This is a genomic window from Paenibacillus sp. EB106-06-01-XG199 (assembly GCF_058791575.1).
Genome location: NZ_JBYTDQ010000005.1, coordinates 336,622 through 348,421, shown reverse-complemented (window position 1 = coordinate 348,421; position 11,800 = coordinate 336,622). Strand labels below are relative to the sequence as shown.

Sequence of the window (11,800 nt, the reverse complement as noted above, 5' to 3'; positions counted from 1 at the left end):
TCGTTTTACTCACCCCCCCCCTCGCTGTCTTCATCACCTTCCGCTGGCGTACTTTGAGGCGTTACCGGCTGGCTGCCGCCTGATCCGCCTTCCGTAAGGCCCAATTCCTTCAGCCGTGATTTTTCGTAAGCCCGCTGCTGCACATTCTGCTCCCACGATCCACCGTTCAACTCTGCTGTCTCACGCTCTGCCGTGGACATGTTGTTTTCGATACGGGTTACAGCAGCGTCCACTTCCTTGGTCGGATCAAGTAGCCCCTGCGATGGACCGTGCCACTCTGCCCGAGTATAGGCAGCAAAAATAGCCGGATCATCAAAGATGCCGGGTGCTTCAATTCTTCCTTTGAGTACTGCTTCCACAAACCATTCTTCATAAATCGGCTGGCAGAATGACTTTGACAGCCAGGCCCGCCGCATGCGGTACATCTTCCATGCTTCCAGCAAAGCGCCGCGGCTTGCCGAGTATGAGCTTGTAAATTGCTTGGTCAATATTTCATAAGGCAGTTCAAGCGCAGCTGCCATCTGCTTCAGCATGGCGCGGACAAACGCCTCATAGTTTGGATTCGGCCGGGTCGGGTCCGCAAATTTGACGTCTTCCCCGGGATCAGTCCGCATGATTGCACCTTGACCAAGCTTGATTTCGTCCCCAGTAGCTCCAGGAGTGTATTCAGCGCTGTCCAGATCTTCTTCACCCATTCCTACGCCATCGAACGGGCTCCCACCTTCTTCATCCGCCGGGGTTGTAATAAAGACGGTGTACATAGACGTGATGACGGCCGCAGCCAGCTCCGCGCTCGTGTATTGGCTGAGTTGCTTCAGCGATTCAATGATTGGAGCAATAACCGGAATGCCCCGCCGCTGTCCCGGCCGTTCAGCTTCGAACAGATGGAGGACGTTCACCCGCCCAGTACGCTTGCCGTACTTCTCAACCCGGACCCATTCATTTGCACCGGTGAGGTTGTAACCATCCGCTCCCGGATGACGGTTGCTGAAGTGATAGGCGACGACCATACCGTCAGCATCAACTTCAACACCAGACTGAATTCTGTCCCTGTCCATAATCACTTTATCTGGAGGCGTTGCACATCTGTCAGACTCAATGAGATTAATCTTCAGATCGTAAGTAGACCAGCGGCGGGGTGTGCTCGGCATCAGGGCGAACACATCTCCACTCATCATTGTCGATATGAACGCCAGCGCCTGCAATTGGTAAAAGTCACTTAGCCCGGCAGCGTCACATTTCGGTGTATCCGCCCACAATGCCCATTCTCGCTGGATAGAACTGCGCAGCTTCTCAGCTCTAACTTTATCCAAGCCTAAGAATTTGGCATCAAATGCCGTGTTAAGTTTCAGCCCAGTACCGACAATGTTAGTACGCAGCCCTTTATGTGCTGCAGCCACGATGTCAGTACCCGCATGAAGGTCCCTGGCCCGCTCTCGCAGCTTCGGAATATTCTGATGAATATCTACATCGGCATCACCGGCAGGTGTATTCCAAAACAGCATGGATGACTTGGTGGTGCTGGCTCCGTGCTTCCCGTAGCCTCGCCCATTACTCCCAGGGCCACTAATCAGATTACTGGTAACCTGGCGAACGGCCCGCTGCCTCTCAATTTCTGTCCTGGCCTGCTCCCGCTTGGCCGCATACCGAGGAGCAATATAACTCAACGTCTTATCCAGGACATTCATCGGTCAACGGGGTAAAAGCCTGCTGTTCTGGACCGGCGTTTCCCGCCATTCTCGTAGGCATCGACAATACGGCCATATTTCCTTTTCATCATTAGGACCGTATCCATATCCGCACGGGTCAAGGACCGGTCTGCAATGCTGTATGAGCTGCCGGTTGCAATGGCATCTTCTGCTTCATTCCACATTTGATATTTGGTCTTGGCTTCTTCATATGATATTCTTGGCATTTTCCCTCTCTCACCTCCTTCATCTGGTCTATATGCTGCTGGCTACATTCTTTTTCTTGGGCTTTTTGCCCTTGGCCGGAGCCGCCCTCGCACTGACGGGATCGGGTAACGGGAGGTCAAAGTTTGGATTGATCATTTCGATGGCTGCCCGATTATACACGGCAAGGTCAAGCGCCTCGTTTCGTGCCCGTGTCTTGACCCAGACGGTGTACGGTAGACCCTTTTCGTATCGGGTAACCAATTGTTCCGCCGTCAACTGCTTGAAATATTCTTCATCGTAAACGAATGGGTCCGGCTTATCTGGATGTGGTAAAGGGAACCGACACGAACCCGGCTTTCCGGGATCAAGTTTTAAAGAAGCGAACACCGTCGCTTTTCCCTCAGACACTCCGACTCGAATAACGGTTGCTTTCACCACATTGTTTGTACTGATCCCATTAAGCAGAGGCGTCTCCGTGCCGTCGCCTTTCTCTTCACCTTTCAGTGCGTAGATGTTCCGGCCCTGACGCGGCTTACAGAACTTGTACACTTTCAAAGTGTGATGCCCCCCAGAGTCAATGAGGATTCTTACCGGGCGGAACGTCCGCCCCTCAGCATCCTTCCAGGTTCGCCCCAGAAATTCATCCAGTTCGTCCCATGGCTGCTGCTGATTGAGGTCGCCGACGATGATATGACGCTGAACTCGCCAGCTTGAATAGCCTTTTCCCCAGCCCATCACGTCGATTTCAAAGCGAGTATCCTGCGTATCGACCGCTGCAGTGAGATACCGGACGCCTTCCGGCACCCGTGCTTGGTACATTTCACGGCGATTGAGGAGCACTTCATGCTCTACTTTCTGGCCTTTTTCTTCCCATGTCTCGGCTAATTTGGTGTTAATAAACGTTTTAAGCAGTTGGGAGCCACCCCGTTGAGCCTTCATCCAATCATTAACAAGCTTCTTCCAAGTGACATTGATCGTTCCAGCCAGACTGTTCAGATGGAATCCGCGGGTTGTAGCATGCTTTTTACTCGCTATCCACTTCCCACGCTCGGCATAGTCGTGCTTCCACTCGTGTTCAGGATGCAAAGCGCCACAATCCTTGCATGCCATCTCGACCTTGATGCAGTTCGAGGTTTCCTCGTCGTACTCAAATTTGATCTGTGCCCACTTGAACGGCTGATACGTTTCGCAAGAAGGGCACGGCACACACCATTCTTCCTTCGTGCTATCTTCGTACAGTTTCTCGATTCGGGATGAACCCTTGAGCGTAGGCGTAGAGACAAACACTAACTTTTTGTTATAGAACGTATCTGTACGGGCCGTAGCCAGCGATACCGGGTCGCCTTCCTTGCCTGCCGACACCGGGAAACGATCAATTTCGTCCGCAATGACAACACGGATCGGCTTGGAAGCTAACGAGGCCGGAGAATTTGCGCCTGCAATGTTGACTCTACCGCCTGGATAGGACTTGTATAGTATGGTATTACTGGTGTCCCGACTCTTATCTTTGGTTATGAGCTTCGCCAATTGCGGCGAATCCCGGTACATTGGAGCAAGTCGGTCCTTAGAAAAATCCCTCGCGACTACTAAATCCGGCTGAACAACCATGATTGGAGCCGGATCATGCCCCGTATAATAGCCGATTGTATTCAATTGAACAGCCGTTTTCCCCAGCTGCGCGCCCCACATCATGACTACTGACTCCACTTCCGGGTCAGATATGGCTTCCATCGGCACTTTTTGGAAGGGTGACCTGCTGGTTCTCCATGGCCCCTTTTCGGATGAATCTTCTGGTGAAAGAACACGGTGCTGGTCCGCCCATTCAGCAATGCTTAAAGGCTCCGGAGGTTTAACGAGCTGAATGGCCCGGCGCAGAAGGGTGAACGTCTGTTTTCGCTGCGCGTTCATTCTCTTTCAGCCAAGGGGTCATATTTCGCAAGCTCAGTCAGAGCGTCGTTTATCTTTACTTCCAGTAATAAACGGATCTCCTTCTCGTCGGTCATGTGGGACAACTCAGTCGCCATTCTTGGAGGCAAACCCTGCAGCCGCTCCCGGAAATTAACTATCAATTCGCCCCATGCATCCAGCACATCCCCCGTTGTGTGCAGATTGTTCCGCTTCTCATCCAGCTCCAGCATCGCTATTTCTTTCTTGATCTGTTCATGCTGCGCCTTTTCATCGCTATAACTTATCTTGCCTTCTGTAGCCGTCCCAGTCACATGGCGAATATATGCCTGCACTGATTCGGCTAAGTTGTATTTCCCTCGGGACACCTGCGAGAGTACGCCATCTCGGGTCAGCTGACCGATCCACTGCTTTGTTTTCCCCACGACAGCAGCTAACTCACTGGTGCCCACGATGCCCTCCGGCTTATTTTCTCCTTTCCTCATATGTCGTTCCCCCACTTTCCATTTTGCTGTTAAATTTCGACCGCGTTCACAGAGCGATTTTAAGGCCGTTTCAGACGGTGCATTATTAGAAGCGATAATTCTCCACACTTAGTATAAAAAGCCCTCAGACAAGCTCTCAGAAGGCGCACGGTACATGTAAAAGGAAAGCGAAAACCAAAAATAAAATCTGATTGAAAATCGGGCTCACGCGCACCCGCATTCTTTTTTTTAGGCCAGAGGGACCCAAATTCCAGAAATCAGCTCGATTCTGACATATTTGTGCCACATTCTTCGGTATCAACGTCAAGATCATGCATCAGAGATTTAACAAGCAGTGACTGCTGCATCCTGAAGCTCTCTCCTCCGTGCAGGATGCGCAAGGCTTCAAGCTTATGCCTAATGATGAAGTCCTTCTGAAATAACCCCAGATTAACAAGGGCTTGTATGTGGGAAGTATTGTCCCTTCCATCTACCGGATGGATCTCTCCAGCAATCTGATTCAAGGAATGAATGAGAGACGCACACAGTCCAGGCTTAACTGTGTCAGGCTCGTCTGCCTCTTCTCTTACATAGGATAGGGGGCCAGTTGCCGTATCAATAAGCAGTTCTCTCTCCTCAGTTGATAGAGCAGAGATGTCGTCTACCTCTACGACACGTTCTACCTGCTCACAACCGAGATTGTACGTTGTCTGTATTCTGATCATTGCCTTCACCATTCCTCTCATCTTTTAATTAACAGCAGCCCAATCCGCCTTCCTGAGCTGTATCTCAAGCCGTTCACGGGAGCTCTTCAAATACTCGATGTACTCCCTATTGGCCTGCACGTACTGCTCAATGGATTCCTCATATTGTTTAAGAGAATCCTCATACCTCTGATTGAGCTGCTTACCTTTCCAGCCGTTCAGTATGTTCAGGCTGATTGTTACGATCAGGATGATGATCAGTACGACGCTGAGTTTATCGCTGAATCTTTTCACTGCTTCACCTTCTTTCTGAGAAACACAAATAGGCCACTCTTTTATGAGCAGCCTTTATGCATAGGTTTATGCGGTGGTATATGCATAAGAGAGAACGTCTCTTATATATATCTTTATATTACTTATTATTTATTTCTTTTTTATTTCTTGGGGGGCTAATCCTCCCCCTCTAGTGGGGGTCAATTCACCCCCACAAGGACATTTTTGAGCATGCTTTTCTGAGGGGGAGAATCCTCCCCCAAGAGCATTCATAATGTTTGTATATTACGCATGAATATTCATAGATGCGGGCATTGAAAAAGCCACCCGGTTGGATGGCTTTATGCACTGTCTATTGAAATATAAGATTAAAAAATTTCGGATATAGCTCTACTTACTTCATTTAAAATTTTGTTTAAGAAGTAATCCGTTTGATATTCTTCATTTTGAGTCTTTTCCAATTCATTTTTTTTCGCTTCGAGTTGTTCACGCGTCGGGTCAAGATACTTTTTTTGGAATAGTTCTTGTTCCTCACTCTTCCCTGTTAAACGCAAATCAACTTTACTAAGAATTGAATATCTGCTTTGTAAAGCATCGACTTCCTTTTCGATTGATGCCGATTTTAGATTAGCTAACTCGTCTTCAATCTCATTTTTCCACTTTTGTAATTCTGCAATATCTAACTGTGCCATGTAGCACCTCCCACCACCATAATTCGGCGTATGGAAGATAAATCCTGCTAATCCCAAACGGTGCGCTTGCTCAATTCTTCATCATTGCCTGCCAGCATCAAATCCCAGCATATCTGACAGAACGAAGCCTTGAGGATCGTATGCTTTTTCGGCTCCGGGTTATTGCAGATAACACAGTGACCTTTGATCGGTGTTTTTCGTTTACCACCTTCCTGCTTAACCCACATGGACGACACTCCTTTATATTGGGTTGAAGCGGACAGCCGGACTCGAACCGGCATCAGCAGCTTGGAAGGCTGCGGCCCAACCTTTAGACCATGCCCGCATAAAAACACCGAGGGGAGGAATTGAACCTACCAGTCGCGGGTTTGGAGTCCGCAGGTTTACCATTAACCGACCTCGATAAAATGCCCCTGCCAGACGGCACGAACGCGCGTCGTACTGCCTGGACTCATAGGGCGAGTATTACCCCTCATTTTCAGAGACGCGCTGAATGCGCCCCAGGAGGCTGTGAAAAGCTGTGCAGATTAACTACACAGGAACGCAAAAAGAACAGCCTGCCCGGTTGTCCTGCCCTTGCGGCTCTTGGCCGTCAAACGGGCACTCACTTGTGTCGGGTGCTGTTCTCTTTGTTTTCCATGCTATAAGAATATCACGTATAAAACCTAATGCTCATTGCTAATCCTTTGTTTTTCCTTCTATTATTCTGTAGTGTCTTCTGTTACTTTTCAGCGCCTGTCGCTTGTGTATGCAAATCATCCAAACTCTCTGCGGCATCCGATTGCATGTTAGGCATTAAATGCCCATAAGTATCCATGGTAAAAGAAACAGAGGTATGACCTAATCTTTCGGAAATCACTTTTATGTGAACCCCCTTTTGAATCAGTAAAGATACATGCGTATGTCTAAGGTCGTAAAAAGTAATATGAGGGGCTTCGTATTTCTTGATTTGCCGATCCCACATACGTTGAATACTTCTGCTGGTTGCCGCGCCGCCAAAAGCGGTACATACTACCAAATCATTCATTTGATATTCCGCACCAAGCATCAACCGTTCTTGGAGAATAATTGTCCGCTGCTCTTTCAGCGCCTCAATTGTCTTGGTGGAAAGGGCGAGAGATCTTACGCTTGAAGTGGTTTTTGCCCCATCTTTTATGCGTCGTTTTTTAGTTACTGTCTGCTTTATGGTTAAAGTCTTTTTATTAAAATCAATATCAGACCAACGCAATCCAAAGATTTCGCCAGGCCGCATGCCGGTCATAAGCGCCAGGTATGTTGCAATCCAATACCGGCTCTGCCCCTTAGTCTTATTTATAAAATCAAAAGCGAATTCAGATGTCCATATAGGGCGTATCTTTTTACTGACTCTGGGTTTGTCTATAACATAACAAGGATTGTGTTCTATAATTTTTTTCTTAACAGCATCGTTTAGACAAGTATTTACATTGGAGAATGCTCTTTTAACCGACCACTCACCTAACTCCTTCTCTTCCATCATAAAGGTTATAAAGTCATCAATATGCTGTGCATTTAACTTAGATAAGGGAATGTTACCAATAGCCGGCTTAATATAGAGCCGAATATTATTCTCATATAACTCTCTTGTCTCTGGCGAAATATTTCTTTTATTTTTACACCAGTCGGTGATGAAGTCTCCGAACAACGTTTTCTGGGGTTCAAAGTACGTTCCGTTCTTAAGTTTTGTTTTGTGCTCTGCTTCAGCCGCTTCAGCTGCCTTCTTAGTCTTAAATCCCCGCTGCTTCTCCCGGTCTCGTTTACCATTAGTGATTGTGCCGGTATAGAAAGAGTAGTACCACGGATTCTTTTTAACATTCTTGTCCTTGTACGCCCCCATCAAGTTTCCTCCATTCATATAAACTGATTAACACCAAATTAGCACCAACCATCCTAAAAAGCAAGGAAAAAGGAGACTAAAACCGCGTCATATCAATGATCTCACAACAGGGTACAATACCTTTCAATGGTGTCACCCCTCCTTGCTCGGGTTTGTTTGGTATAACAAGGTAAAGGGATACAGTCAAATCATACTATGTATGGGGCATGTTAATGGTGCTGCCGCTGCTCTAAAATGGGCAGTAGCGGAGAAAGGGATCAAGGACAAGGCGTGCCATATTTTTTTATATTGAAAAAGCCGCCTCTAGGCGGCAAAATAACAGGCATCACCGGTCCGTCACGCCCTTTCGGTAACGCCGGTTTATCCGGTAAGCTGTTGCAACCCCAGTGTAATTTATGAAATGGATTCCATAGCAAGTGTTTTTATTCGGGAGGTTTCCAAGGGGAGATGTGATAAAATAAAATCATTATACCCCTGACTCAGGAGGCTGCTGCGCCGATGGCCAATATAAAAGAAATCGCCCGCATCGCCGGTGTTTCCGTAACAACCGTGTCGCGTGTGCTTAATAATCATCCTTATGTGAGTAAAGACAAAAGAGCCGCTGTGCTTGATACCATAGAGCAGTTAAACTACACGCGGAATATGAACGCCGTGCATCTGATTACCGGCCGTACCGGAGCCATTGCGGTGATCCTGCCGTTTATCAACTTCTTTTATTTCTCCATTGTCATGGACGGCCTTGCTCATGAGGCGCTGCTCGCGCAGTATCGGCTGATTCTCTGCCAGACCAATTATTCACCTGAGGAAGAGCTTAAGGTGCTTGAAATGCTGCGCAATAAAGAAATTGACGGTGTCGTTATCGTATCCACAGCACTTCAGCCCGAAGTCATTGAGGAATACACCGCCTACGGTCCGATTGTAACCTGCCAGAACAGCGGGGAACGCCGTTTCTCCTCTGTGTATATTGAGCATTACGCTGCTTTCCGTCACGGCCTGCAGTATTTGATTGGCAAAGGATACCGTAAAATCGGCTACTGCGAAGGCAGACAGAATGGTAGCTCCTCCTCCATCCGCCAATCCGCGTTTCGTGAGTTTCTTGCCGAGAACAAGCTACCGTTTCAGGAAGCATGGATGATCTACGACTGTATGACCGAAGAACACGGAGCGGCCGCAGCGCGCTCGCTGCTTGAGATGCGGGAGCGGCCTGATGCGGTTATCATTTCCGGCGACCATGTCGCAGCCGGACTGATAATCGAGTCACGCAAGCACGGGCTGCGCATTCCTGAAGATCTGGCAGTGATGGGCTTTGACAATCAGCCGATCGGACGGCTGCTGGAGATTACTACAATTGATAATCAGCTATACGAGATGGGAGCCTCTGCTTTCCGGATTATCCATGAACAGATCAGCGGGGACAGTACGCTCCCGGTGTACCGCAAGCTGGCATACCGGATTATTGAGCGCTCTACGGTTTAAAGGAATCCTTTCTGAATTGCCTTTACCAGCGGCTCATTTACAATTAAATACTTGATTACATCCCATCCGCAGCTTTACAGGTGCCTGGATGCGCTTTGCTTCCGTCCCTGTTTCAGGGGCGGATTTTTATTGCTCTTTTTCAGCTATGAGAAATATCACATTTTTTTGTTGACAGCCACTGTGCAGGGATTTATGATAATTCCAGCATAATTGATAACGATTATCATTTGCATACAAGTTCTTACATTAGAAAAAGGGGTGTTTTGATTGAAATTTAGTTACGCTGTTCCCGCCGGGCTGCTGGCTGCTTCCATTCTGTTTGCAGGCTGCAGCGGCAATGAGAATAATAATAAGGATAACAACAATGAGGCTGCAGTAAATGGCAGCGCAGTTACAGCAGCTCCGGTTACTACAGCTGATGCCACTGCCGCCGATTTCTCTACAGCCATTGAGCAATACCGGACCTACGTCATTGAACAATGCGACGAATTCGTCAAGCAGACGGAAAACTTTACGAACGCCGTCAAAGCAGGAAGTCTCGACGAAGCGAAGGCGCTGTATGCCCCGGCCCGTATGTATTATGAGCGGATTGAACCGATTGCCGAAGCGCTCGGAGATCTTGATCCCAATATCGATGCCCGTGAAAATGATGTGGATGCGGCCGAATGGCGCGGTTTCCATAAAATCGAACAGGCCCTCTGGCAAAACAGTACGACTGACGGCATGTCTGAAGTCGCCGATCGGTTGCTAAAGGATGCCCAGCTCCTGCGCGCCAAGGTGGAAACAGCGGAGATTGATGCAAATCTGCTCGTTACCGGTGCAGTCGAATTGCTGAACGAAGTCTCTTCCTCCAAAGTGACCGGCGAGGAAGAACGTTATTCACACACGGATCTGTATGATTTTGTCGCCAATGTAGAAGGTGCGCAAAAAATCTACGAGCTGCTGAAACCCGAGCTTGCCAAAAAGGACCCAGAGCTCGAGCAGACCATCGGCGAACGGTTTACGGCACTACTGGACGAACTCGCTCCATTTAAATCAGGTGACGGCTATGTCTCCTACGAAACACTCAAGGAAGACGAAGTGCGCAAGCTGAGCCAGAATCTGGATGCCTTAGCTGAACCTCTGTCCAACATGGGGACTATTCTAGGAGTGTGACCAAATGAAAAAGCAGCCTGAGGAAGAATTCAAAAGTGAGCAAATGTTAAATAAAAAGCTAAGCCGCCGTGATATGCTGCGGCTTACCGGTGCCTCCGGGCTCGGTCTGCTGCTGGGCGGCACAGGTGCAGGAGGGCTGATGGCCGCTCGCCAATCCGCTGCCAAAACACCCGCAGCTTCGTTGGCTCCTGCCGCCGATACCCTCCCGTTCTACGGAGCACACCAGGCCGGAATTATTACACCTGCACAGAACTTTCTCTGCTTTGCGGCGTTTGATCTGACAACAACGAAGCTGGACGATGTGAAAAAGCTGTTGAAGTCATGGACAGAGGCTGCGGCGGCTTTGACCTCCGGCAGTCTGATCGGCAATGTCAACGACAATCCTAATCTTCCGCCGTCCGATACCGGAGAAGCCGATGGCCTGACCCCCTCCCGGTGTACGCTAACGTTTGGGGTTGGACCGGCTTTTTTTGATGGACGATTTGGGTTAGCCTCGAAACGTCCATCTTCACTTGCCGACCTCCCAGCCTTTACGGGAGACAGTTTGGAGCCGCAGTGGTGCGGCGGAGATCTTTGTGTACAGGCTTGTGCTGATGATCTGCAGGTGGCGTTCCACGCCATACGCAATCTCGCACGGATTGCCCGCGGCACAGCCGTGCTGCGCTGGACCCAGGAAGGGTTCCAGCGTACAGCGGGAGCTGATCCGAAAGGAGGCACCCCGCGCAATCTGCTAGGCTTTAAAGATGGAACAGGCAACCCCGATGCTACAGACGATGCCGAAATGCGCAAGGTTGTGTGGACCAGCAGCAGCGATGGGCCTGCCTGGATGAACGGCGGCACTTACATGGCTGTCCGCCGTGTGCGTTTGCGCATTGAGGTCTGGGACCGCTCGACCTTGAGCGACCAGGAAGCGACCTTTGGACGGCACAGGCACAGCGGCGCGCCAATTGGAGCCACTGACGAATTCGCCGAACTTAAACTGGACGCCGCCGATGCTTCCGGCAAGCCCGTCATCCCGCCGGATTCGCATTCCGCGCTGGCCCATGGTGACGGCACGATCAAAATGCTCCGGCGCTCCTACTCCTATTCCAGTGGAATGGATCTTAAAACAGGCCAGCTGGATGCGGGTCTTCTGTTCATCAGCTTCCAGAAGGATCTCATTAAACAATTCGTCAGCATCCAGCAGCGTCTGTCCAAAAACGACCGGTTGAATGAATATATGGTTCATACCGGCAGTGCGGTATTCGCCTGCTTCCCCGGTGTCCGCGAAGGCGGGTATATCGGCGAAGCCCTGCTGGGCTGAACACGATAACACAGCATGAGTCAGCAACCAGCATGCTGACAGGCAGATCCGTTCAGCCTTCCCGGATTTGCCTGTCCA

At 49.4% G+C, this 11,800-nt stretch carries 12 protein-coding genes and 2 tRNA genes; 3 read left to right on the top strand and 11 right to left on the bottom strand.

Annotated features, from left to right (window positions below; translation table 11 throughout):
* Positions 1 to 5: 5 nt before the first annotated feature.
* The 11 genes from AC3WT9_RS20020 to AC3WT9_RS19970 all read right to left on the bottom strand — a co-directional run bounded on the left by AC3WT9_RS20020 (position 6) and on the right by AC3WT9_RS19970 (position 7,788).
* On the bottom strand, positions 6 to 1,667 hold the full coding sequence (locus tag AC3WT9_RS20020) for a phage portal protein (RefSeq protein ID WP_492407833.1): 1,662 nt from the start codon (positions 1,665 to 1,667) through the stop codon (positions 6 to 8).
* Between the two features lie 17 nt (positions 1,668 to 1,684).
* Positions 1,685 to 1,915: a DUF6148 family protein gene (locus AC3WT9_RS20015; protein ID WP_492407832.1), complete on the bottom strand. Its 231-nt coding sequence runs from the start codon at positions 1,913 to 1,915 to the stop codon at positions 1,685 to 1,687.
* Positions 1,916 to 1,943: 28 nt separating this feature from the next.
* Positions 1,944 to 3,803: a phage terminase large subunit family protein gene (locus tag AC3WT9_RS20010; RefSeq protein ID WP_492407831.1), complete on the bottom strand. Its 1,860-nt coding sequence runs from the start codon at positions 3,801 to 3,803 to the stop codon at positions 1,944 to 1,946.
* Positions 3,800 to 4,285, bottom strand: a complete 486-nt coding sequence (locus AC3WT9_RS20005) for a hypothetical protein (protein WP_492407830.1) — start codon at positions 4,283 to 4,285, stop codon at positions 3,800 to 3,802. The genes AC3WT9_RS20010 and AC3WT9_RS20005 overlap by 4 nt, the downstream gene beginning before the upstream one ends.
* Positions 4,286 to 4,542: 257 nt before the next feature.
* Positions 4,543 to 5,001 (bottom strand): hypothetical protein, encoded by a 459-nt coding sequence (locus AC3WT9_RS20000; protein ID WP_492407829.1) that lies wholly within the window; start codon positions 4,999 to 5,001, stop codon positions 4,543 to 4,545.
* A gap of 12 nt (positions 5,002 to 5,013) precedes the next feature.
* A complete protein-coding gene (locus AC3WT9_RS19995) occupies positions 5,014 to 5,262 on the bottom strand; it encodes a hypothetical protein (protein ID WP_492407828.1) in 249 nt (82 codons plus the stop codon).
* 347 nt (positions 5,263 to 5,609) lie between these two features.
* Positions 5,610 to 5,933 carry a hypothetical protein gene (locus tag AC3WT9_RS19990; protein ID WP_492407827.1) on the bottom strand — a complete coding sequence of 108 codons (324 nt, stop codon included), beginning with the start codon at positions 5,931 to 5,933 and terminating at the stop codon, positions 5,610 to 5,612.
* Positions 5,934 to 5,980: 47 nt separating this feature from the next.
* Complete coding sequence (locus tag AC3WT9_RS19985) at positions 5,981 to 6,160, bottom strand: hypothetical protein (RefSeq protein WP_492407826.1); 180 nt, start codon at positions 6,158 to 6,160, stop codon at positions 5,981 to 5,983.
* Between the two features lie 27 nt (positions 6,161 to 6,187).
* A tRNA-Gly gene (locus tag AC3WT9_RS19980) sits at positions 6,188 to 6,258 on the bottom strand.
* Positions 6,259 to 6,265: 7 nt separating this feature from the next.
* Positions 6,266 to 6,337, bottom strand: a tRNA-Trp gene (locus tag AC3WT9_RS19975).
* A 317-nt stretch (positions 6,338 to 6,654) separates the two neighbouring features.
* Positions 6,655 to 7,788 (bottom strand): tyrosine-type recombinase/integrase, encoded by a 1,134-nt coding sequence (locus AC3WT9_RS19970; RefSeq protein WP_492407825.1) that lies wholly within the window; start codon positions 7,786 to 7,788, stop codon positions 6,655 to 6,657.
* Between the two features lie 498 nt (positions 7,789 to 8,286).
* Here AC3WT9_RS19970 and AC3WT9_RS19965 point away from each other — a divergent pair, with 498 nt between their 5' ends.
* From AC3WT9_RS19965 to efeB, 3 genes are all read left to right on the top strand, one after another.
* Positions 8,287 to 9,264: a LacI family DNA-binding transcriptional regulator gene (locus tag AC3WT9_RS19965; RefSeq protein ID WP_341095968.1), complete on the top strand. Its 978-nt coding sequence runs from the start codon at positions 8,287 to 8,289 to the stop codon at positions 9,262 to 9,264.
* Positions 9,265 to 9,531: 267 nt separating this feature from the next.
* A complete protein-coding gene (gene efeO, locus AC3WT9_RS19960) occupies positions 9,532 to 10,419 on the top strand; it encodes an iron uptake system protein EfeO (RefSeq protein ID WP_341095970.1) in 888 nt (295 codons plus the stop codon).
* A gap of 4 nt (positions 10,420 to 10,423) precedes the next feature.
* Positions 10,424 to 11,722: an iron uptake transporter deferrochelatase/peroxidase subunit gene (gene efeB, locus AC3WT9_RS19955; protein ID WP_341379696.1), complete on the top strand. Its 1,299-nt coding sequence runs from the start codon at positions 10,424 to 10,426 to the stop codon at positions 11,720 to 11,722.
* The last annotated feature ends 78 nt before the right edge of the window (positions 11,723 to 11,800 follow it).